This is a genomic window from Pantoea sp. B623 (assembly GCF_024814475.1).
In the GTDB taxonomy this organism is placed as follows: Bacteria; Pseudomonadota; Gammaproteobacteria; order Enterobacterales; family Enterobacteriaceae; genus Pantoea; species Pantoea ananatis.
In genome coordinates, this window is sequence record NZ_JANUXM010000004.1 from 3,731,464 (window position 1) to 3,753,309 (window position 21,846).

Consider the following 21,846-nt stretch of genomic DNA (forward strand, 5'->3'; position numbering starts at 1 on the left):
TGATCTCAGGATGTTATTAAAATACATAATGGCGGGCAACAGCACTACTCACGCGGCAGCGCCGGACGCGATGGAAAACGCAGTGTGACACGTGTTCCGCGTGGTTGTGCCGTAATCTGTAAGGATCCGGCTAGCCGTTCAGCCCGCTCCGTCATGGTCGTCAGCCCGTAATGCCCCTGCGGTTCCTCTGTCGTGCCGATCCCAATACCATCATCCGTCACGCTCAGTATATGTTCGCCTTCATCTGTGTGCTGATAGTCGAGGGTAATCATCTGTGCATTTGCATGGCGAATGGCGTTAAGCAGCGCCTCGCGGGCAATCTGGAGTACGTGTACCTGCTGTTGAGCATCCAGCGCCTCAAGCCCTGCCTGGCAGGTGAAATGGATGTCGGCCTCAGACTGCTTCTGCAAGGGGGCGATCATTGCGTGCAGTGCGGCCATCAGATCGGATTTTTCAATCGTTAAACGGAAGGTGGCAAGCAACTCACGGAGCTGACGGTAAGCTTCAGCCAGCGCAAGATCGAATTCGGCAATAATGTCATGTGCTGCCCTATCGCGCGCATCGACAGTGCGCCGCAGCAGCGTCAGTTGAATACGCAGGTAGGTCAGTGCCTGAGCCAGCGAATCATGCAGCTCGCGTGCAATGGTGGCGCGCTCTTCAATTAATAGCATCTGCTGCTGCTGTTTTTGGGTCTGCCAGATCCAGACTGACCGGGCCAGCATTGCCGCCAGGCTCTGCATTAATGCTGCAGGCGGCGTCGTAACGGTCGTTTGCCAGTGCAGGGTGCCAATAGGGTGATCGCCCTGCAGCAAGGGTAACTGATGCCAGGCCTGAGAAGGGGCGATTTGCCCGGACTCAAAGGTAAACTGCTCACCTTCCATGCGGATAAACGCAAGCTTTTCTCTGTCAAGCACGCTGGCTAACACGCTGTCGAACAGAGCCGGATGCAGGGGGCCGCGCGTTAAAATCTGAGAGCTCTGATAGAGCAGCGAAAGCGTGCGGTTTGCCTGGGTCAGATCCCGGGTTTTATCGCGGACCCGCTGCTCCAGAAGCTGATAGTGCGCGTGCAACTGGGCGGCCATGCTGCTAAAGGTGTGTGACAGCACCTTAAGTTCATTCTGCTGCTCGACGTGCAGAGGCGGGAACGCAAAATTGCCCTTTTCCACATAACGACTGGCGGTGACCAGCGCGTTCAGCGGCTTAACGACCTGCTGACGGGTAAAGCGTATCGTCATCAACGCCAGCGCCACGATCGCCACCAGGCCCGTCAGGCTACTGATCGCCACCACCCGCATTTTCAGTTCAGCATAACGCTGCAGTTCCAGAACAAAGCGGTCAATTTCCTCCACGTAGACCGGCATCTGAAGCTGCCAGGCTTCTGCTGCATCGGCATCAAGATGCTGAGCTAACTCCGGCCAGCCCGCGCGCAAACGTTGATAGTGGTTAATAACTTTATGTGGCACCCAGGGGCGGTCGAGGCCTTGTAAAACGGGGGCATCAAGGGTGTGCTGGAACTGCGCCAGATGCGCTACCAGCAGGCGAGGCTCCAGCCTGGCATCCCAGGCCAGCCGGTAACTCTGCATCCGTAGCGAACCGGCCAGATTAATGGCTTCCGCGTCACGCAGGCTGCTGGAAAGGGTGAGCAGAGCCAGGCCGGTTGTCAGCAAAGCCAGCAACACAATCAGCGTTAAAGACTGCGCAATACTTCGGGTAACAGAGCGTTTAACAATCACAACAAATAACCCCTTCAGTAACAGGGAAGGATAAAAGAGGTGGCAGAGGACGCCTGGTGACCTGTCATGAAATAGCCCGAAATGAGACCGTTCAGCAGCTTTACTCACCCGGATTGACGTTTCCCAGGAATACCGACGTCAGACCGACCATTACTCGCACAGCTTTACAACTCACAAAGGTTGCCTTGCATTGTCTCGCCAATAATCAATTACGTGTTTAACCACAGCGACCAACGCGAGTACAGGAGTATTTATGAAACGATTACCTGCTTACCTCACCGCCGCCCTGTTGGCCACTGCGTCATTTTCTACCTTGGCCGCCACGGCGGTGGACCAACGCGAGGCACAGGATCTGCAAAAAATCGGCAGCGTCTCTGTTTCCAGCGTAAATGGTTCACTTGACGATGTGACTCGCCAGCTTTCACAACAGGCGAAAGCCGAAGGCGCCAGCCATTTCCGGGTCATCGGTGTGAACACGCCGGGTGATTCCAGCCTCTGGACCGGCACCGCAGAGATTTACCGCTAAACCCTCTCTATTCCATCCCTGTAGTGTTTACCGGCCAGCCAATGGCCGGTTTTTTTGTGATCTCAGAAAAATTTTTTACAAATCGTCCCGCATATCCCCTCGGTATATTTTGCTTCGATGTTACATAACGGTTAGGATTCATCGCCGTAAATTCCCGCGCCGCTTTCCGTAAACTCACAGGCGGACGCACAGAGGAAGACAACCCATTTCGCAGTGCTGAACGCAATCGTTTGGATGCGCTATGACTTATGGTCAGGACAAACAGGAAGGCTATGAAATCTACAAAGAAATCCGCAGCGGACATGCGCGCTGCGAAACGACGCTGGCTCAATTCCCACGACTCCGGCTATAAGAAGGCCATGGGCAATCGTCACGTGCAGATGATTGCCATCGGGGGAGCCATCGGTACGGGGCTGTTTCTGGGCGCAGGCGCCCGTTTACAGGCGGCAGGTCCGGCCCTCGCCATCATCTATCTGGTCTGCGGTATCTTCTCATTCTTCATCCTGCGCGCACTGGGCGAACTGGTTTTACACCGTCCCAGCAGCGGAAGCTTTGTCTCCTATGCTCGTGAGTTCATGGGCGAGAAAGCCTCATATGTGGCGGGCTGGATGTACTTTGTTAACTGGGCCATGACCGGGATTGTGGATATCACTGCCGTTGCGCTTTATATGCATTACTGGGGCGCGTTTGGTGATGTGCCGCAGTGGGTATTTGCGTTAGGGGCGCTGGCGATTGTCGGTACCATGAACATGATCGGCGTAAAGTGGTTCGCCGAAATGGAGTTTTGGTTCGCGCTGGTCAAAGTGCTGGCGATTGTCATTTTCCTGGTTGTCGGTGTCGTGTTCCTCGGCACGGGTAAACCGCTCGATGGAAATGCAACCGGCTTCCACCTGATCACGGATAACGGCGGCTTGTTCCCGCACGGTCTGTTGCCGGCGCTGGTGCTGGTGCAGGGCGTCGTATTTGCCTTCGCCTCGATTGAACTGGTCGGTACGGCAGCAGGCGAGTGTAAAGATCCGGAAACCATGTTGCCGAAGGCGATCAACAGCGTTATCTGGCGTATTGGTTTGTTCTATGTCGGTTCCGTGGTGCTGTTAGTGATGTTGTTGCCGTGGAATGCCTACCAGGCTGGGCAAAGTCCGTTTGTGACCTTCTTCTCTAAGCTGGGCGTGCCTTACATTGGCAGCATTATGAATATTGTGGTGCTGAGTGCGGCGTTATCCAGCCTGAACTCCGGTCTCTACTCGACCGGCCGTATTCTGCGCTCAATGTCGATGGGCGGTTCCGCACCGAAGTTCATGTCTAAAATGAGCAGCCAGCAGGTGCCCTATGCCGGGATTCTGGTGACCGTCGGCGTCTATATCATCGGCGTGGTGCTTAACTACTATGTGCCGTCTCAGGTATTTGAGATCGTATTAAACGTGGCGTCACTCGGCATTATCTCTTCCTGGGGCTTTATCGTGCTTTGCCAGCTACGCCTGCGTAAAGCGATCAAAGAAGGCAAGGCAGACGACGTCAGCTTCAAGCTGCCAGGCGCGCCTTTTACCTCATGGCTGACGCTGCTGTTCCTGTTCAGCGTACTGGTATTGATGGCGTTCGACTATCCAAACGGCACCTATACTATCGCCTCCATTCCGTTGATTGCGTTGATTCTGGTACTGGGCTGGTTTGGCGTGCGTAAGCGTGTGAACGCCATTGCAGCGACCGAACACGATCATCACGAGCACGACGGTAAATCGTCGTAACCGAGACGTTTCGCATAGAATGCCAGCCAGCGTGCTGGCATTTTTTTTGCCTGTGAGGATGGACGATGACGTGCGCAAGGCCCGTAATTCAGATAGTTTTCTTTTAACGTACGTCCTATTATCTCAGGCTCCCTTTCTGTCGCTGCGGAGCGTCCATGTCCTTCAATATCAACATCATCAAAGATAAGCTGCTGTCAGAGAACTGGTTTGTCCTGCGTAATATCACTTATGAGATTACCGACAACCGGGGCGAACTCGTGCGTCACAAGCGTGAAGTTTACGACCGCGGCAACGGTGCCACCATTCTGCTGTATAACCGTGACAAGAACAGCGTGGTACTGACGCGCCAGTTCCGCATTGCCACCTACGTTAACGGTAATGAAGACGGTATGTTGATTGAAGCCTGTGCAGGCTTGCTGGATGATGACTCGCCTGAAGACTGCATTCGCAAAGAGGCCATTGAAGAAACCGGCTATGCGGTGGGCGAGGTGGAAACCCTCTATTCGGTTTACATGTCGCCGGGCGGCGTGACCGAGCTGGTGCATTTCTTTGCGGCTGAATATCACGACGCGCTGCGGGAAAATGCGGGCGGCGGTGTAGAGGATGAAGCCATCGACGTGCTGGAAATCACGTTTCCTGAGGCCATGCAGTGGGTGAAAGCGGGGCGCATCCGCGATGGCAAAACCATTATGTTATTGCAGCATGCGCTTATTGCAGGCTGGCTCACGCTCTGATGGAGTACAGAGCAGACGCGCCACCAGGCGCCTCTGCCTGAATGTTACGCGCAGGCCAGCACGCTTTCGGCCACGCATTCCGGGTGCGCCTGCAGGCGCGCCAGTGCATCGGCATAAGCGGGCATAGCATGAGCGGCTCCCTGTCGTTCAACGCACAGGGAGGCAAACGCTGCGGCGAACAGTGCAGCCTGTTCCAGAGAAACGCCGGCGGCCAGCCGGGCAGCCAGCGCACCGTTAAAGGCATCGCCCGCGCCGGTTGTATCAAGCGGCGTGGCGGGAAACACCGGAATATGCAGCAGCTGTTGCCCGTCAGACAGTAAGGCGCCCGCCGTACCCAGGGTAATAATTACCTGACGTGCGCCCTTGCGGTGCAGCACAAGGGCGGCCTGCCGGGCGCTGGCGAGGTCCGTGACCTTCACGCCGGTCAGCAGCATGGCTTCGGTGCTGTTGGGCGTCAGCAGATCGACCTTTGCCAGCAGAGCGTCACTGATTTTTTGAAACGGTGCCGGATTAAGGATGACAAAGGTATTTGCCGCCCGGGCATGATCGATCATGCGCTGAATCGCGCTCAGATTATTTTCCAGCTGTACCAGCAAAATATCCGCCGCGGCAACGGTCGGCCTGCAGCGCGTCACTTCCGCTGCGCTGACGGTGAGATTCGCCCCAGGATAAACAGAAATCATATTCTCAGCGTCATTACCGGCCACGTAAATCAACGCATTGCCGGTGGGTTTCTCTTTGCAGGTGAACAGCGTAATGGCATCAAAGCCGGTTTTTTCCAGATGCCGGCGGGCAAATATGCCGAAGTCGTCGTTGCCCACTTTGCCGATGTAGTGCACCCGGGCGCCCGCACGAAGCGCGGCGGTGGCCTGATTCGCGCCTTTGCCGCCGGGCCCCATCATGCTGTGCTGGGCAATTAATGATTCACCCGGTAGCGGAAAGCGGGCCATGCCTGCCACGATATCCAGGTTGAAGGAACCGAACACGCACACTTTGCCTTTCATTTTTCCCCTCCAAAACAGCGCTCGGCGGCCAGACAGGCACCGCGACAGCCCGTGTGATCGGTCGCATGGCTGAAAACGATTTTTAAACCCTGGCGCGTAACGGGCGGTCGCAGATGTTGCTGAATGGCGCTGCGCAACTGCACCAAGGGAAAATCCGCCATCGACAGTACGCCACCGCCCAGAATCAGGTACTCGGGATCCAGAATGTTCATTTCGCTGGCGATCAGCTGTGCCAGCCGCTGCACAAACGCCCGCAGATCAGGGTGATCGCCATGCCGGGTAAAGAGTTGCGAAATCCCCGTATCCGGCTGTTGTGCTGCCGCCCAGGTGCTGAGCCAGTGACCGGATATCAGGGTTTCGGCACAGCCCCGGTTGCCGCACGGGCAGGGCAGGTCGTTGTTCGCCAGCGGAATATGGCCCAGCTCGCCTGAGCCGCCATGATGACCATGATAAAAGCGGCCTTCCAGCCACAGGCTATTACCCAGACCGGTGCCGGGATATAACCCCACGGCATTATTGGGTAACGTCTCCAACTGCAGCAGATCCCACAGCATCAGGTGGTTCACATCTTTATCCATGGCAACCGGAACGCCAAGGCGCGCGCTGAGCCGTGCCACGACGGGTTGTTGATCCAGCGCCTGAATAAAGGGCAGCGAGATCACCTGCTGGCGGTCACGGCTGAGAATGCCGGGCAGGCCAAGCATCACCCCGCTTACCGGCTGCGCCTCCAGCGTTTCGCAAATCAGATCGCCAAGCGCGACCAGCGCATCCGCCTGTTGCGACCAACTGGCGGTCGGCACTTTACGGAAGCCGCACCAGTTCCGGCCTTCTTCCATCAGCTGCAAACGGGTACTGGTGCCGCCAATATCAATGCCAAGCCAGCGTGATTTCATGCAGACTCCTGCGCCAGTCCCTGCGCGGCATCAATACTGTCGCGCATCATTGTCCAGGCGGTGGAGAGATCGTCATGCAGGTTGAACAGGCCCGAGGTGCCGACAATCAGCACTTCCGCTCCGGCTTCCAGCAGGGTGCGATAAGTGCGTTGATTACAGGAGCCATCGATCTCAATCAAATAGTGGTGGCCGTGGGCGCGTTTTAACGCACTGAGTGCCCGAATCTTCTCCACCATTTCCGGTATGAAGGGTTGCCCGGCATAACCCGGATCCACCGTCATCACCGTGATCTTATCCAGCAGATGCAGGTAATGATGAATAAAGGACACCGGCGTGGCGGGGTTCAATACCACGCCCGGTTTTTTCCCCAAACTGCGAATCAGGTTGATCACCCGGAAGGCATCCCGATTGATCGTCTCTGCGTGCGGGCAAATATAGTCCGCTCCGGCGTTGGCGACTGCCTCAATAAAATCGGTGGGCTGCTCAACCATCAAATGCACATCGATAGCCACTGGCGTGTGCGGGCGAATTTGCTCAATAAAGAACGGTGACAGCGTGATATTTTTGACGTAGTGACCATCCATGATATCAACATGCAGGAAGTCAGCGCGGGTGTTCAGCACAGCCAACTGCTGCTTGATCTCCATCAGGTTCATACACATCAACGACGGGGAGATTTGAATTCGCATCATACTTCCTTTTTCTCAGTCAGAGGATTCAGTACCGCACTCAGGCGCTTGCTGCGCTTCATGGCACGGCGTTCATTGAGTCGGGCTTTACCCTGTTTCACGGCCAGCACCACAATCAGCACTGCGCCCCACATCGCCAGGCTGACGTGCTGGCTGATATTCATCAGGTTGAAGCCAGTTGAGAGGATCTGCAGGGCAATCAGCGCCAGCACGACGCCAGTCACACGGCCAAAACCGCCGTTGGGATCGGTGCCGCCAAGAATAATGGCCAGCACGGTCAGCAGCAGGTACGCATCGCCATAGCCCATACGCGCAGAGTTAAATCGCGCCATCATCACGAGCCCCGCCAGCACGCATAGCAGGCTGGAAATCACATACACCAGCACGATCATGCGATGCGTATTAATTCCGCTAAACCAGGTGGCATTAATGTTGCTTCCGCCCATATAGATGCACTTACCTGCACGGGTTTTCCCCAGGAACACCGCCAGCAGCGCCGCGGCCACGAAAAAGACCCACAGCGGCAGAGGAATGCCCAGCAGCGTGTCGGCGCCCAAAGCGCGCACCACCGGCGGCATGCCGCTCACCGCGGCGCCTTTTGTCAGCCAGATGCCGATGCCGTTGAGGGTAATCATGGTGGCCAGGGTCACCAGAATGGGATGGGCACCTATGCGGGTTACCATCACGCCGGTGATCAGGCCAATCAGTGCAGCAATCAACATGGCACCCAGCACCGCCAGCAGCAGCCAGGCCAGCTGCTGACCGGTTCCCGCCCCGTCTGGCAACATGCCGAGTAGCACCCAGGCGATGAACAGGCTGGTCAGATTGGCGGTGGTAATAATCGCCAGGTTTAATCCGCCACTCAGAATGGCAATAAACATCGCCAGGGTGAGCAAGCCCAGCTCAGGCAGTTGAAAGGCCATGCTGAGAAAGGTGGAATCGGTAAAAAAACGGCCGGGCAGCAGGATGCTGAACAGCGCCAGCGCAAACGCGATGAGCAGCAGCAGGCCGGTATTGGTACCGTCAGGTTTCAACGCAGTTAAAGGTTTCATGTGTGCTTCTCCCATCAGACAAAGCTGACGTCAGTCTCTTTGCGCTTTTTATAGTGCGTGACGGCGATGGCGACTATAATCACGCCACCGACCACGATGTTCATGAAATAGTTGGATACGCCAATCAGGTTGAGGCCGTTCTTTAAAATGGCGATCAGGAAAACCCCCATTAAGGTGCCGCTGACCGTGCCTTTTCCGCCCATCAGGCTGGCACCACCCAGCACGGTGGCAGCCAGCACATCCAGTTCACCGCCGACCAACGCGTTTGGCACCACTTCACCCATGCGATAAACCTGCACCAGTCCGCCAATGGCCGCCATCGCCCCCAGCCAGCCGTAGGCAAAGAGGTGAATCAAACCAACGCGAATCCCGATGCGCCGCGCGGACTCCGCATCACCGCCCACGGCATAAAGCTGGCGGCCCAGATGCGTTTTGTTGAGTAACACGGCCGTCAGGGTGGCGATGACCAGCAGGACGAGCAGGGGCAGGCCAAGCTGAAACGTCTGGCCCTGCCACTCAAACGGCAGCACGCTGCGAAGGGTGATCCACCATTCAGGCAACTGATAGAGGCTGCGTCCGCCGGTTGACCACATCAGCAGCCCAAACAGCAGCGACTGCATGCTGATCGTGATGATGATGGAGACCACCCGCAGCCAGGTAATGAGCCAGGCGTTGATCATGCCGAACAGCGTGCCGCAGGCCACCGCCAGGCCAATACTCAGCAGGGCGTGATCAAACTGATAGTGCACAAACAGGGAGGCGATGAAGTACTGCACCACCGAGGCCACGGCAGCAAAGGAGATATCGATGCCGCCGGTGACCAGCACCACAAAGAGCCCTAGCGCGAAGATGCCGGTGACCGCATAGCTTTCGGCTAAATCCAGCAGGTTTTGTACGCTGAGGAACTGGTCGCTGGACAGCGAAAACACCCCAATAAACAGCAGTAAAACCCAGGTCAGCCAGCCCTGGCTGGAATGAGGACGTAAACGGGATAAGTCAGGCATTGATGACCTCCGCCAGTTGCTGTTCTTGCACTCGGTCTGGCTGGTATTCGGCATGGATCGTCCCCTCACGGAAATGCAAAATGCGGTCGCAGTTGTGCCAGACCTCCGGGACTTCATCGGAAATCAACATAATCGATAAGCCTTCTCGCGCCAGTTCGTGGATCAGCTGGTAGATACTGGCCTTCGCGCCGACATCGACGCCGACGGTGGGCGAGTCAAGAATTAACAGGCGAGGTTGAGTGAGTACCCACTTGGCTAAAACAATCTTTTGCTGGTTGCCGCCGGAAAGCGTGGAAATTGCCTGCTCGGGATCGGCAACCCGGACGCCAAGCTGCTGAATCCACTGCAGGATTAGCCTGTTCTTACGGTATTCATCAATCAGGTGAAAGCGGTTTTGCAGCTTATCGAGAATCGGCAACACCATGTTATCGGCCACCGACTGTTGCTGAACCAGTCCCAGCGTCAGACGGTCTTCTGAGACATAGCCAATACCGGCTTTGATGGCGTCTTCATGGCTACGGAAGCGTACCGGTTTCGTGTCCAGCCAAATCTTGCCGCTGTCGGGCTGGGTCATACCAAATAGCGACAGAGCCAGCTCGGTACGACCCGAACCCAGCAGGCCACAGAGCCCCAGCACCTCGCCTTCGTACAAACGAAAATTCACGTCGTGGTACTGCCCGCTCCGGCTGAGGTGTTCGACTTCCAGCAACACGCGATCGCGCCTGCGCGTGACGTTTTTCAACGGATATTCCAGCTTCTGTCCGGTCATCAGTTCTGTCAGACGGTGCGGCGTCATGTCCTGTGCTGGCCAGCTGCCAACCCTGCGGCCATCGCGAATAACCGTCACCCGATCGGAGATTTCCAGTACTTCATCCAGTCGATGGCTGACAAACACCACACAGATGTTTTTCTGTTTGAGATAGCGCACCGTGCGCAGCAGCTGATTCACTTCTGTTCGGGTTAGCGAGGCTGTGGGTTCGTCCATGATCACCAGCCTGGCATCGGCAACGAGTGCCCGGCAAATCGCGACCTGTTGCCGCTGGGCAATGGAGAGGTGCGCCACTTTCTCGTTGAGATCGAGTTCAAACTGAAGCTCGTCAACGATACGTCGGGCGCTGGCATGCAGCCTTTTACGCTGATGCCAGCCGAACAGGCCACGCAGGTTGTGTTCAAACGCAATGTTTTCGGCCACGCTCAGGTTAGGGAACAGAGACAGATCCTGATAGATCACCTGTATACCAAAGTCTCTGGCCTGCTGGGTTGAGAGGCGGGGCAAAATTTCCCCTTCGCCCAGACGGATCTCGCTGCCCTCATCCGGCGCATGAACGCCTGAAATCACCTTAATGAGCGTGCTTTTGCCACAACCATTCGTCCCGGCAAGGCAGTGCACTTCTCCGGCCAGCAGCGTCAGCGAAATATCGCTCAGCGCACGATGACCACCAAACGTTTTCGACAACGCATCTAACGTCACGAGCGTCTGCGGTGCGACAGGTCTCATCTCTACAGCCCCAGCTTAATCAGTTTCGGCAGGTTGGCTTTATCCAGGCTTTCGGTGTTATTGCCCAGAAGGGTATGCGTCGTGTCATCGACCCGGACCTTGCCTAATCCCTCAATGGTCATGCCATCTTTAATGGGCGTGTTTTTCTCCATCATCTCGGCAAGACGGACAAACACTTCACCGGCCGTATGGGGATTCCAGATATAGCCGCCTTTGATCGCGCCCCGATTGACGAGCTGCGCGCCCTGGCCCGGACTGAAGGCTCCGATGACGCACACCTGGTTAACCTTATTGCGGTTCATTACGGCCCGGCCTGCGCCGATAGGGCCCTGTGAGCCAAAGGCTAAAATCCCTTTCAGATTGGGATATTTAGACATCAGCTCGTTGGTGGTACGGATAGAATCATCCAGCGATTCGCCTACGCCAAATTTGTCGGTGACCAACTGCATTTTGGGATAATGCTGTTTTTGATACGCCAGCGCAGCGTCGGTCCACTGCTGGTGGAGCGGCACCGTCAGGCTGCCAACGTACATGGCGTATTGCCCATCATCGTGCATACAGGCTGCCAGCGCTTTCATATGGTTGATGCCGTGCGTGGCTGCATCCACTAACTCAAAGTCCCAGTTGGCGAATTTCTGACCCGGTGATTCATGGGTAATCACTTTGATGCCCGCATCGCGCGCCCGCTGTAAGACGGGCTCCAGGACTTTAGGATCGTTGGGGACTACGCCAATGATATCGACTTTCTGCGCAATCAAATCCTCAATAGCGCGTACCTGCAAGGCGGGATCGGCTGCGGTGGGTCCGACCATCCATGCATCTATGCCGCTTTTCGCCGCTTCACTTTTAATCCCGGCTTCCATCGCGTTGAACCATGGAATACCGCCAATTTTCACCACGATGCCCATACGTATTTTTTCTGCTGCCTGAGCCTGGAATGCGAATAACGCGATCAGGGAGCAGGCGATAAGCTGTTTTTTCATAGTGACTCCATTTATTGATTAATAAGCTGCACGGACTGAGGCCGTTGTGAACAGTCGATAATATTTACCCCGTTCCACGCCAGTTCCTGTTCCAGCTCTTTATCTTTTAACTGGTCGGTAATAAGAAAATCCACATCGCGATAATGACAAACACGCGCGAATGAGGGCCGAAGAAACTTAGAGCTATCCATTAATAAATGTTTGCGTTCAGCTGCCAGAATGAGTTGTTGTTTTAAATGTGCATTATGTTCATTCCCCTCGCGTAAATAACCGTCGTTGCCCAGGCTGCTACAGGAAAAAAAGATTTTATTTATTTGAAACTCTTTTAACGGTTGTTCAGTTACGATACCGTGAAAATCTTCATAGCGATCGGAATATTCGCCACCCAGGCAGATCGTGCGAATACTGCTGCGCGCCGCCAGGGTCTGCACAATGCGTAAAGAATTAGTTAATACAGTTAATTCAATATCCGGTAACTGTCGGGCCAGATAAAAACACGTGGTACTACTATCGAGTAATAAACAATCACCTGGGCTAATAAACCCCAGCGCCCGCTTAGCAATGGTCATTTTGGCATCGACATGTTCATTAATTCGCTGCCGGAAAGATAATTCATACTCATTAATGGCCCGGTTATTTATCTGAATGGCTGCATTATATTGTTTAACCGGAACAGCGCCGCCATGGCTTCGCTGGAGTATGCCTTTCTTTTCCAGTTGCGCTAAATCCCGACGAATCGTTTCCTGCGAGACCTGACATAAGGCGGTCAGTTCAGCGACAATCACGCGTCCATTACGCATTAATTCATCAATAATTCTCTGCTGGCGTTCAATCGGCAACATGCTGGCCTCCGAGGGTTATAAAGTACTGGAAGGCACGCGGCAAAAATGTGGCCTGAGCGTGGCTACGCAGGTCACTCTTCTCACAGCGTGCGTAAAGAGATATTTGTTGGGTTTTTATGAAAAACTATGTAATAGGTATATTAAAGACGTGACTGATATCACTAAATTAGGGTTATTTAACCGTAAGAAATAGGGCTGACAGGCTTTTATGCCTGCACCTGTGGCGACTATAACATGCCTGTTTTTGACCGTTTATGTGTATTTGACCGATTCGACTGGCGGGAATGTCCGACGAATCCGATTGAGCGCAACAGAGTGAAACAGCATGATGACTATTCTGCAGAGATCACCGCCTTTCTTTTGTTGTAAAGCGGATGTTTTTTAGTCGGTTAGCTGCGCTTGCTGAGCACTTCACAGAATGCGGCCCTCGTGACGTGCGCTATTGCGCTATCATCTTCCACTCAAAGAAGTTGGGGTTCGCTTTTCTTAATGTGGTATGGGATGAAATCGCTGTTTGCGTTGTCTGTTTTTATGGTTGCCGCTGCTCAGGCTGATCCGGTACAGAAGCTGTTTTCTGACTGGCAACTCACCTGCAATAATGCGGCGCATTGCGTTGCGCGCAGCATACCTGGCGACCAGGGCCTGGTTATGACGCTTTCCCGCAGTGCGGGATCCGATGACAAACCGTTACTGCGCATCGATTACGGCAGCGCATACAGCGGCGCGCTGCCCGGCCCGGCGCTGCAAGATAATCTTTTAGTCGATCAACGTCGGCTGCGGCCTGACTTCAAGCACTGGACGGTTGAGCCACACCATCTTGCTACCAGCAATCCTATCGCCATTAACGAATTTCTTGAACTGACCATGGATGCGAAAAGCCTGCAGCTGACGTTCAATGCCGGTCCGCAGATCTCGTTGCGCGGTATGAAAGCCGCGTTGTTATTTATGGACGATGTGCAGGGCCGGGTGAATAGCATGAGTGCCTGGGTCAGGCGTGGAGGAAGAACCGGCGTCCCGGCCGCACCGGCCGTACCGCAACTGCCGCCGGCGATGGCTGCGCCTGCGCCACTGACGCGTGACGAGACCAGCGGGCTGATCGACTACGGAACGTGGCGGGTAAATTCGGATACCTGTTCCCTTGATCCCCTGCGCCGCGAAGTCAGCGTCTCGCCGCTGACAGACAAAAAAGCGCTGCTGCTGGTCAGCTGTGAAATGGGCGCATATAACGTGATCGATCTGGCTTTTGAAGTAACGCGTGCGCCGCCCTATGTGGCGCGTGGGATTACGCTGACCTTGCCTTTTACCCCGCCGGGCGCATCAGAGCGCCAGCTGGAGCTGATTAACGCAGATTATGATGCGGCAAGCGGGCAACTCTATACCTTTGGCAAAGGACGCGGACTTGGCGACTGTGGTACCGCGACCCGCTGGCAGTTTGACGGCGAGCATTTTGTTTTAGCCGAGTATGCCGAGGAGTCAACCTGCGATGCCTGGCACAGCAGTGACGACTGGCCCACGCTTTGGGTGAGCCAGTCAGCCTCATCAGCGGTGAGCGGTTAAGGAATCGCCTGGACCATCATCGGCGAGCCGTTCTGATTGCCCACCAGCTCAGCGAGCAGGTTGTTTACGCCGTCACTCATCGGCGTAAAGCGCGTCAGAGGCGAGCGGGTAACGACCACAAAAACCCCGACGTTTTGCTGGGGAACCATCGCCATATAGGTGATGAAGCCGCCGCCGCCGCCGGTTTTCTGGATAATGCCAGGGCGACCGTTGGCCGGCCCCATATAAACCCACCCCATTCCCAGCGCGTCGGCTTTGCCCGGCACGTCCATGCCGTCAACTTTATGCAACTGGTCGCGACGGTAGATCAGCGTCTGCAGGCGGTCGATCTGTGGCGTACGGTGATTTACCGAGGAGTTGAGGAACTGCTGCATCCAGCGGCCCATATCATCAGGCGTCGAATATACGCCACCGCTGCCGATGGCCGCCAGCGTGTTATTACAGGGGCTGGCGCCTTTTTCCGCCACCATCAGGCGTGCGCACTGCTCAGGTGACGGCGTAAAGGTGGTGTCTTTCATCCCCAGTGGACGGGTAATTAACTGCTGCAGCAGGGCAGGATAAGGCTTACCGGCCGCGCGCGACAGCGCATCGCCCAGCAGGTCATAACCGAGATTGGAATAGGCCGCATTGGTGCCGGGGGCGGCTTTAAGGCTGGCCGTGTTTAACCAACGCCAGCGTTCACTCTGTGTCGGCCAGACAAACACCGGACGATGGGGTTTGCCGCCGGGCTGCTCTCGCGGCAGACCGCTGGTATGGGTAGACAGGTTAATCAGCCGAATGGGCTGACCATCAAAACTGGGCACCCGCTTTCCGGGCGGTGCATATTTACTGAGCGGATCGTCAAGGCGAATCTCCCCGCGCTCGGCCATCTTCACCATGACTTCACTGGTCATCAGCTTGCTGAGTGAGGCAATACGAATTAACGAATACTTTTGGGGGCGAATATTGTTTCCTGGCCGCGTGTCACCAAAGCTGGCGAAAACCCGCTGATTACCATCTATTGCGACCAGCGCCATGCCTGTCGCACCGCTGGCATAGAAGATATGCTCCGCATAGCGGTCAACAATTTGGGATGCCAGCAACGGATCGGGCGCAACCTGCGCCATGCTTTTAAGGGGAAGCAAAGAAACCAGTAGAGCCAGTACGTAAGGAGTGCGCATTTTCAACGGAGAGGGCTTCGCTATAGGAATCGGGTGAAAACCTATAGTAATCAGTTTGCGGATGACGGGAAGAGCAAAGGACAGTTTTTTTTGTTTCGGATTACAGCATGCGGGCCAGACGGGCCGGTGACGTCATGGGATTGGCGCCGCATTTTGCCCCTGAAAGCCACCTGACTGAACCGGCGCAGGGCGAGCGCGGGACACCCGTTCGGTCAGGTGCGTTTGTACATGCGCCGGGGATGGCCCACCTTGCCATACAGCATTTCGACCGTCAGAAAGCCGGTTTCCACGCAGTGCTCCAGGTAGCGGCGGGCGGTCGTTTTACTCAGCCCGGTTACTGTCATCACCTCATCGACCGAAAAAAGGCGCGTTGTGGCGGGCGTAAACAGTGTCTGAACCCGGGCCAGGGTATTTTCCTCAATGCCTTTGCTGCCGTTATCGTGCGGGTAGTTCTTCGCCTGCAACTGATACAGCACATCGACATTTTTCTGATCGACAATTTTCCATGTGCGCTGTTGGTCTGCAAAGGCGATGAAGTTGGCAAGCGAGCGGTTAAGGCGTTTCCAGGATACCGGTTTAAGCACGTAATCAAAGGCACCGTTGCGAATGGCCTGGCTGCAGGTATCCATATCACTGGCCGCCGTAATAAAAATAATGGAGCAGTTCGCGTTGGCCAGCAACGGATCGCCAATCAGGGTGATGCCTTTGCCATCAGGCAGGTAGTTATCCAGCAGCACCAACTGTGGCGCGGTCAGTTCAAGCTGCTGTCTGGCTTCTGCCAGGGAGCTGGCTATGCCGACCAGCCTGAGCTCAGGGTGCTTACCAATCAGTTCTGCATGAAGCTGAGCCAGTTCAGGCTCATCTTCAACAATCAGGACAGTAACAGGATCATGTTGCATCGCGGACGTTCTCCGTTTCCGTTACGGGACAGCTGTTGGTTTGCGCACAGGGGATAAACAGCGAAAACACCGCGCCACGGGGCACGTTGTCGCTGACCTCAATGGTTCCCCCTGCACGGGTAATATAGCTTTCGGTTAAATACAACCCGATGCCGTGATCGCCTCGGGTTTTGGTGGTCATGCCACGTTCAAACATGCGCTCGCGGATCGCCGGAGTAATGCCCACGCCGCGATCCGCCACTTCGATGATCAGCTCACGGGTACTGAGTTTAATCAGTACTTCAACAGGTTCATGAGGCAACGGGGCGCGCTGCGTGGCTTCAATGGCGTTGTCCAGCAGGTTGCCAATCACCGAAATCAGTTCGGCATCGGAAAGCGTGGGAAACGGCTTATCCATCAGGCACGCGGGATCAAAGTGGAGAATGACGCCTTTTTCTCTGGCGCGCGCGGCTTTGCCCAGTAATAAGCCGCACAGCAGAGGCGAAGTGAATCGAGCCGAGACAAAGTCCAGCAACTCCTGCTCGTGCTCGGACTGCGCTTCAATGTAACCAATCGCTTCGTCAAAACGCCCCATGTGCAACAGCCCGGAAAGCGTGTTCATGCGGTTAAGCTGTTCATGACGCATGATGCGCAGGTTATCGACATAACGTTTCACCTGGCTGAGTTGGGCGCTGAGGGAATCGATGTCGTTAAAATCGCGAAAGGTGATCACCCATCCCATTAGCGCGTCCTCCAGCATGATACGCACCCGGCTGGCGATGACGGTCAGCGAGTTAAATTGGCAAATCTCATCGTGGGTATCTTTTTCCAGCATCACGGGCTGCGATAAAAAGGGCACCGGGGAGACGATCTGGCTGACAGACTCGCCGCGCAGCGCCTCGGCGGACTGTGACAGTCCCAGCAGCTTGCGGGCAGCCTGATTAATCACTTCGATCCGCAGTTGTTCATTGATAACAATGACGCCTTCATAGATCGATTCCATCATGGCTTTTTGCTGGCGGACCATCAGGCCGATCTCGCGCGGTTCCAGCGAGAAAATCTGTTTTTTAATATTGCAGGTAAAAAACCAGGAGAAAATAAACAGGGCAATAAGCACCAGCGCCGCCACGATCAACAGGTTGATCATGTTGCTGAAGGTGATGGCATCCAGATAGCGGGCGAGGTAGCCAACGGAAACAATACCGACGACCTGGCCGCGGTCGTTGAGGATGGGTGCCTTACTTCGCAGTGACATTCCCAGGCCGCCTGTCCGAATGGTGGTGATACTTTTCCCTGCCAGCACCGCTGCGTTATCGCCGCCCACCAGCGGTTTGCCAATCCGGTTCGCCGTCACCGAGTGAAAAAGATGCAGGGCCTGGTTATCGCCAATCACAATAAAACTGGCATCGCTTTTACGGGCGATAGCCTTCATCAGCACATTGATGGTCGGGATGTCACGATCCGCCACCGCTTTTTTCAGTTCCGGAATCAGCGCGATCTCGTCTGCCTGAACCTTCGCGCGCATGCTCATCGCCTGATAAAGCTGCCGGGTGATGCTGACGTAATAATAGCTTCCCAGTAACACGAACAGGACAGACGAAAAAACCACGAGCGAAAGAAACAGCTTCGTTTGAAATGACAACTTCATGACTGTCACACGTATTTTGGAATAATAACTTCAATGTATCATCTTTTTAACAATAGGAACTACATCGGTTTAATTGTTTGATAAATAGTGATTTTTATCGATTACCTACGCTAAAAAAGCCCCTTAAAAGGCTGAGTAACGGCAGCGGGGAATAAAAACCATAAACACCACGGCGATTATCACGATGCGGATCACGCTCTGGAAATAACACCATTAAAACTTTATGCCAGATACCTTCTTCTTCACGTAATTCCGCCTTTTTTCCCGGCATCCTGAAAAAAAACGATGACGCAAAGAGGATAATAATGAGCTCACCTGATAATTCTTTTCTGTCTGACACGCTGACCCGTTCACCGCGCAGGAAAACCCTGAAAGAGCAGTGGTGGCATATTATGGATAACTGGAAAGTCGGGATTATTCCTCTGCCGCTGTTTGTGCTGGCCGGTGCGCTCATTGCGGTAGACTGCCTGAGTGGAACGCTAAAAAGCGATATCGTGGTCATGGTCGCCACGCTGGCCTTTTTTGGCTTTGCCTGCGGAGAGTTTGGCAAACGCCTGCCCGTGGTGGGGCGTTTAGGGGCAGCGGCTATCTGCGCCACCTTTATTCCTTCTGCGCTGGTGTACTACGGTTTGCTTCCCGACATCGTGGTAACGTCCACGACGCAATTCTACAAATCGACCAATATTCTCTATCTTTACATTTGCTGCATCATTGTTGGCAGCATCATGAGCATGAACCGCACGGTGCTGATCCAGGGCTTTCTGCGCATCTTTTTCCCCATGCTCTGTGGTGAAATCGTGGGGATGATTGTCGGCATGGGCGTGGGTTTAGCGCTGGGGCTGGAACCCTTCCAGATTTTCTTTTTCATCATTCTGCCCATTATGGCGGGAGGCGTCGGTGAAGGTGCCATTCCGCTCTCCATCGGCTATGCGGCATTGCTCCATATGGATCAGGGCGTGGCGCTGGGCCGCATCCTGCCCATGGTTATGCTGGGTGGCGTGACCGCCATTATTATCTCCGGCTGTCTGAACCAACTGGGTAAACGTTATCCGCACCTCACCGGGGAAGGCCAGCTGATGCCAAACGTGACCAATGTTGAACCCGAGCCGCTGCAGTCCGTTTTCTCCGGTAAAGTTGACGTGACGGCGATTGCGTCCGGGGCGCTGCTGGCGGTGCTGCTCTATATGGTAGGGATGTTAGGGCAGAAGCTGACAGGACTGCCTGCGCCGGTAGGGATGCTGTTCCTGGCCGTGCTGGTAAAACTGGTGAATGGGGTTTCTCCGCGTATTCTGGCCGGTTCTCAGGTGGTCTATCGCTTCTTCCGCACGGCGGTAACCTATCCGGTTCTGTTTGCCGTCGGTGTCGCCATCACGCCCTGGCATATTCTGGTTACCGCGTTTACGCTCACCAACCTGCTGGTGATTATCAGCACGGTCAGTGCGCTGGTCGCAACGGGCTTCTTTGTCGGGAAAAAGATTGGCATGCATCCCATCGATGTTGCCATTGTTTCCTGCTGCCAGAGTGGGCAGGGCGGTACGGGCGATGTGGCGATTCTTACCGCCGGTAACCGCATGGGCCTGATGCCGTTTGCGCAGATCGCCACGCGCATCGGCGGGGCCATTAACGTTTCGCTTTCGTTGTTATTACTGAGCCATTTTCTCAAGTAAACCTGTTACGCCGACTGAAGCGCTCGCAAAGCAGCATGGCTCCCGAACGGTGCAGGCGTGAGATAGCCTGAATCCCTTGCCGGGAGTAGGGCTGAGAAAGCGGGAGAGGCTGAGAGAGACGAAAGCAGGCGTTCAGAAAAGCGACGTGCCAGCGCAGGGCTGGCACGTCGTGTTGGCCAGGCGACCTGAGGCAAAGCAGCAGGTCGCTCAGCAGCAAGTAGATTATGCGGGTTTCAGCAGTGCTTCTGCATGGCTGACGATGTTTTCCACCGTAAAGCCAAATTCAGCAAACAGCTTCTCGGCCGGCGCCGACTCGCCGAAGGTCGTCATGCCCACAATGGCACCGTCCAGGCCAACATATTTATACCAGTAGTCGGCGATGCCTGCTTCTACCGCCACGCGCGCTTTAACCGCAGAAGGCAGCACCGACTCACGGTAAGCGGCATCCTGTGCGTCAAACAGGTCAGTGGAGGGCAGTGAAACCACGCGCACCTTGTGACCGCCAGTTGTCAGCTTCGTCGCGGCACCCAGGGTTATTTCTACCTCGGAGCCGGTCGCAATCAGGATGATGTCTGGCGTGCCGTCGCACTCCTTCAGCACATAACCGCCGCGCTTGATGTTAGCCACCTGCTCTGCGGTACGCTCAGGCTGAGCCAGGTTCTGACGCGACAGGATCAGCGCTGTCGGGCCATGGTGGCGCTCAATCGCTGCCTGCCAGGCGATTGCCGTCTCCACCTGGTCACAGGGGCGCCATACGCTCATGTTTGGCGTCACGCGCAGGCTGGCAATTTGCTCAACCGGCTGGTGGGTTGGGCCGTCCTCGCCCAGGCCAATGGAGTCATGGGTATACACCATGATCTGCCGGGCCTTCATGAGTGCCGCCATGCGCGCCGCGTTACGGGCGTACTCAACGAACATCAGGAAGGTGGCGGTATAGGGCACAAAGCCGCCGTGGTGGGCAATGCCGTTACCGATCGCCGTCATGCCAAATTCACGCACGCCGTAATGGATGTAGTTTCCGGCCGGATCGTCTTTGATGGATTTTGAGCCAGACCAGATGGTGAGGTTGCTCGGTGCCAGGTCGGCAGAACCGCCCAGAAACTCTGGCAGCAGTTTGCCATAGGCTTCCAGGGCATTCTGCGAGGCCTTGCGGCTGGCAATTTTTTGCGGATTGGCCTGCAGCTCGGCAATAAACTTCGCGGTTTCCGCTTCCCAGTTTGCCGGCATGCCGCCGTTCATGCGGCGCTCGTATTCGGCGGCCAGCTCTGGATAAGCCTGCTTATAGGCCGCCAGTTTGTTGTTCCAGGCTTTTTCGCGCTCAGCGCCGGCCTGTTTGGCATCCCACTGCTGGTAAATCTCTTTGGGGATCTCAAACGCCGGGTAGTTCCAGCCCAGTTGCTTACGGGTCAGGGCCACTTCTTCTTCGCCCAACGCCGCGCCGTGGGCTTCTTCTTTACCGGCTTTATTCGGTGAGCCAAAGCCAATGACCGTACGGCAGATGATCAGTGACGGCTTATCGGTGACGCTCTGCGCTTCCTGAATCGCGGCTTTAACCGCATCGGCGTCATGACCATCGATTTCACCCACCACATGCCAGTTATAGGCTTCAAAGCGTTTGTGCGTATCGTCGGTAAACCAGCCTTCGGTTTCACCATCAATAGAAATACCGTTGTGATCGTAGAAGCCAATCAGTTTGCCCAGTCCCAGCGTACCGGCCAGCGAGCAGACTTCATGAGAAATGCCTTCCATCAGACAACCGTCGCCCATGAAAACATAGGTGAAGTGATCGACGATATCGTGATCGGGACGGTTAAACTGGGCCGCCAGCGTGCGCTCAGCAATCGCCAGACCTACGGCGTTCGCCAGGCCCTGGCCCAGCGGACCCGTGGTCGTTTCCACGCCTGGCGTATAGCCAATTTCCGGGTGGCCCGGCGTTTTAGAGTGGAGCTGGCGGAAGTTTTTCAGTTCTTCAATCGGCAGATCGTATCCGGTCAGGTGCAACAGGCTGTACAGCAGCATGGAGCCGTGGCCATTTGAAAGGATAAAGCGGTCACGATCCAGCCAGGCGGGGTTGGTTGGGTTGTGCTGGAGGAAATCGCGCCACAGGACTTCGGCGATATCAGCCATGCCCATTGGCGCACCAGGATGACCTGATTTTGCTTTTTGTACCGCATCCATACTTAATGCGCGAATCGCATTAGCCAACTCTCTGCGTGAGGACATAAAGGGTCTC

Annotated in this window: 18 protein-coding genes; 5 read left to right on the forward strand and 13 right to left on the reverse strand. The window is 55.4% G+C overall.

What is annotated here, in order from left to right:
• Window positions 1-44: 44 nt before the first annotated feature.
• Window positions 45-1,733, reverse strand: coding sequence for a nitrate/nitrite two-component system sensor histidine kinase NarQ (narQ, locus tag NXS97_RS19395; protein ID WP_112900110.1), 1,689 nt, complete (start codon window positions 1,731-1,733; stop codon window positions 45-47).
• A 253-nt stretch (window positions 1,734-1,986) separates the two neighbouring features.
• On the opposite strand from narQ, the gene NXS97_RS19400 reads away from it, so the two are divergent.
• The 3 genes from NXS97_RS19400 (at window position 1,987) to nudK (ending at window position 4,738) form a co-directional block, all read left to right on the forward strand.
• On the forward strand, window positions 1,987-2,259 hold the full coding sequence (locus NXS97_RS19400) for a DUF1471 domain-containing protein (RefSeq protein ID WP_013026671.1): 273 nt from the start codon (window positions 1,987-1,989) through the stop codon (window positions 2,257-2,259).
• Window positions 2,260-2,531: 272 nt separating this feature from the next.
• Window positions 2,532-4,004, forward strand: coding sequence for an L-asparagine permease (gene ansP, locus NXS97_RS19405; protein ID WP_116219837.1), 1,473 nt, complete (start codon window positions 2,532-2,534; stop codon window positions 4,002-4,004).
• Window positions 4,005-4,159: 155 nt separating this feature from the next.
• On the forward strand, window positions 4,160-4,738 hold the full coding sequence (gene nudK, locus NXS97_RS19410; RefSeq protein ID WP_072138200.1) for a GDP-mannose pyrophosphatase NudK: 579 nt from the start codon (window positions 4,160-4,162) through the stop codon (window positions 4,736-4,738).
• Between the two features lie 44 nt (window positions 4,739-4,782).
• On the opposite strand, the gene NXS97_RS19415 is transcribed toward nudK, so the two are convergent.
• From NXS97_RS19415 to NXS97_RS19450, 8 genes are read right to left on the reverse strand one after another with little or no spacing between them, the layout of a single operon-like run.
• Window positions 4,783-5,742 (reverse strand): ribokinase, encoded by a 960-nt coding sequence (locus NXS97_RS19415; RefSeq protein WP_015699767.1) that lies wholly within the window; start codon window positions 5,740-5,742, stop codon window positions 4,783-4,785.
• Complete coding sequence (alsK, locus tag NXS97_RS19420) at window positions 5,739-6,635, reverse strand: allose kinase (RefSeq protein ID WP_014594269.1); 897 nt, start codon at window positions 6,633-6,635, stop codon at window positions 5,739-5,741. The genes NXS97_RS19415 and alsK overlap by 4 nt, the downstream gene beginning before the upstream one ends.
• Window positions 6,632-7,324 (reverse strand): D-allulose 6-phosphate 3-epimerase, encoded by a 693-nt coding sequence (gene alsE, locus NXS97_RS19425; RefSeq protein ID WP_015699768.1) that lies wholly within the window; start codon window positions 7,322-7,324, stop codon window positions 6,632-6,634. Before alsE ends, alsK begins: the two co-directional genes overlap by 4 nt.
• The gene (locus NXS97_RS19430; RefSeq protein WP_072138199.1) at window positions 7,324-8,376 is read right to left on the reverse strand and encodes an ABC transporter permease; all 1,053 of its coding nucleotides are present in this window, start codon (window positions 8,374-8,376) and stop codon (window positions 7,324-7,326) included. The genes alsE and NXS97_RS19430 overlap by 1 nt, the downstream gene beginning before the upstream one ends.
• Window positions 8,377-8,390: 14 nt before the next feature.
• Window positions 8,391-9,380, reverse strand: a complete 990-nt coding sequence (locus NXS97_RS19435; RefSeq protein ID WP_105077655.1) for an ABC transporter permease — start codon at window positions 9,378-9,380, stop codon at window positions 8,391-8,393.
• Window positions 9,373-10,878, reverse strand: coding sequence for a sugar ABC transporter ATP-binding protein (locus tag NXS97_RS19440; protein WP_013026664.1), 1,506 nt, complete (start codon window positions 10,876-10,878; stop codon window positions 9,373-9,375). Before NXS97_RS19440 ends, NXS97_RS19435 begins: the two co-directional genes overlap by 8 nt.
• Window positions 10,879-10,880: 2 nt before the next feature.
• Window positions 10,881-11,861, reverse strand: a complete 981-nt coding sequence (locus NXS97_RS19445) for a substrate-binding domain-containing protein (protein ID WP_112900111.1) — start codon at window positions 11,859-11,861, stop codon at window positions 10,881-10,883.
• A gap of 11 nt (window positions 11,862-11,872) precedes the next feature.
• Window positions 11,873-12,703, reverse strand: coding sequence for a DeoR/GlpR family DNA-binding transcription regulator (locus NXS97_RS19450; RefSeq protein WP_013026662.1), 831 nt, complete (start codon window positions 12,701-12,703; stop codon window positions 11,873-11,875).
• Window positions 12,704-13,192: 489 nt separating this feature from the next.
• Between NXS97_RS19450 and NXS97_RS19455 the strand changes: the two genes are divergently transcribed.
• Entirely contained in the window at window positions 13,193-14,260 is a 1,068-nt protein-coding gene (locus tag NXS97_RS19455) for a DUF1176 domain-containing protein (protein WP_014605307.1), read from the forward strand.
• Here the strand turns inward: NXS97_RS19455 and ampH are convergent.
• The 3 genes from ampH to NXS97_RS19470 form a co-directional block, all read right to left on the reverse strand.
• Complete coding sequence (ampH, locus tag NXS97_RS19460) at window positions 14,257-15,420, reverse strand: D-alanyl-D-alanine-carboxypeptidase/endopeptidase AmpH (RefSeq protein ID WP_259232814.1); 1,164 nt, start codon at window positions 15,418-15,420, stop codon at window positions 14,257-14,259. The two genes, NXS97_RS19455 and ampH, sit on opposite strands and share 4 nt — an antisense overlap.
• A gap of 212 nt (window positions 15,421-15,632) precedes the next feature.
• Window positions 15,633-16,319, reverse strand: a complete 687-nt coding sequence (locus NXS97_RS19465; protein ID WP_112900112.1) for a response regulator — start codon at window positions 16,317-16,319, stop codon at window positions 15,633-15,635.
• A complete protein-coding gene (locus NXS97_RS19470) occupies window positions 16,309-17,946 on the reverse strand; it encodes a sensor histidine kinase (protein WP_112900113.1) in 1,638 nt (545 codons plus the stop codon). Before NXS97_RS19470 ends, NXS97_RS19465 begins: the two co-directional genes overlap by 11 nt.
• A 305-nt stretch (window positions 17,947-18,251) precedes the next feature.
• On the opposite strand from NXS97_RS19470, the gene NXS97_RS19475 reads away from it, so the two are divergent.
• Window positions 18,252-19,613 (forward strand): 2-hydroxycarboxylate transporter family protein, encoded by a 1,362-nt coding sequence (locus NXS97_RS19475; RefSeq protein ID WP_014594259.1) that lies wholly within the window; start codon window positions 18,252-18,254, stop codon window positions 19,611-19,613.
• A gap of 222 nt (window positions 19,614-19,835) precedes the next feature.
• Here NXS97_RS19475 and tkt read toward each other — a convergent pair whose 3' ends face one another.
• Entirely contained in the window at window positions 19,836-21,836 is a 2,001-nt protein-coding gene (gene tkt, locus NXS97_RS19480) for a transketolase (RefSeq protein WP_019106053.1), read from the reverse strand.
• Window positions 21,837-21,846: the final 10 nt, after the last annotated feature.

Coding starts and splice junctions, on each gene's coding strand:
- NXS97_RS19400 (WP_013026671.1), top strand. CDS start 1,987: ATGAAACGATTACCTGCTTACCTCACCGCCGCCCTGTTGGCCACTGCG.
- ansP (WP_116219837.1), top strand. CDS start 2,532: ATGAAATCTACAAAGAAATCCGCAGCGGACATGCGCGCTGCGAAACGA.
- nudK (WP_072138200.1), top strand. CDS start 4,160: ATGTCCTTCAATATCAACATCATCAAAGATAAGCTGCTGTCAGAGAAC.
- NXS97_RS19415 (WP_015699767.1), bottom strand. CDS start 5,742: ATGAAAGGCAAAGTGTGCGTGTTCGGTTCCTTCAACCTGGATATCGTG.
- alsK (WP_014594269.1), bottom strand. CDS start 6,635: ATGAAATCACGCTGGCTTGGCATTGATATTGGCGGCACCAGTACCCGT.
- alsE (WP_015699768.1), bottom strand. CDS start 7,324: ATGCGAATTCAAATCTCCCCGTCGTTGATGTGTATGAACCTGATGGAG.
- NXS97_RS19430 (WP_072138199.1), bottom strand. CDS start 8,376: ATGAAACCTTTAACTGCGTTGAAACCTGACGGTACCAATACCGGCCTG.
- NXS97_RS19435 (WP_105077655.1), bottom strand. CDS start 9,380: ATGCCTGACTTATCCCGTTTACGTCCTCATTCCAGCCAGGGCTGGCTG.
- NXS97_RS19440 (WP_013026664.1), bottom strand. CDS start 10,878: ATGAGACCTGTCGCACCGCAGACGCTCGTGACGTTAGATGCGTTGTCG.
- NXS97_RS19445 (WP_112900111.1), bottom strand. CDS start 11,861: ATGAAAAAACAGCTTATCGCCTGCTCCCTGATCGCGTTATTCGCATTC.
- NXS97_RS19450 (WP_013026662.1), bottom strand. CDS start 12,703: ATGTTGCCGATTGAACGCCAGCAGAGAATTATTGATGAATTAATGCGT.
- NXS97_RS19455 (WP_014605307.1), top strand. CDS start 13,193: ATGTGGTATGGGATGAAATCGCTGTTTGCGTTGTCTGTTTTTATGGTT.
- ampH (WP_259232814.1), bottom strand. CDS start 15,420: ATGCGCACTCCTTACGTACTGGCTCTACTGGTTTCTTTGCTTCCCCTT.
- NXS97_RS19465 (WP_112900112.1), bottom strand. CDS start 16,319: ATGCAACATGATCCTGTTACTGTCCTGATTGTTGAAGATGAGCCTGAA.
- NXS97_RS19470 (WP_112900113.1), bottom strand. CDS start 17,946: ATGAAGTTGTCATTTCAAACGAAGCTGTTTCTTTCGCTCGTGGTTTTT.
- NXS97_RS19475 (WP_014594259.1), top strand. CDS start 18,252: ATGAGCTCACCTGATAATTCTTTTCTGTCTGACACGCTGACCCGTTCA.
- tkt (WP_019106053.1), bottom strand. CDS start 21,836: ATGTCCTCACGCAGAGAGTTGGCTAATGCGATTCGCGCATTAAGTATG.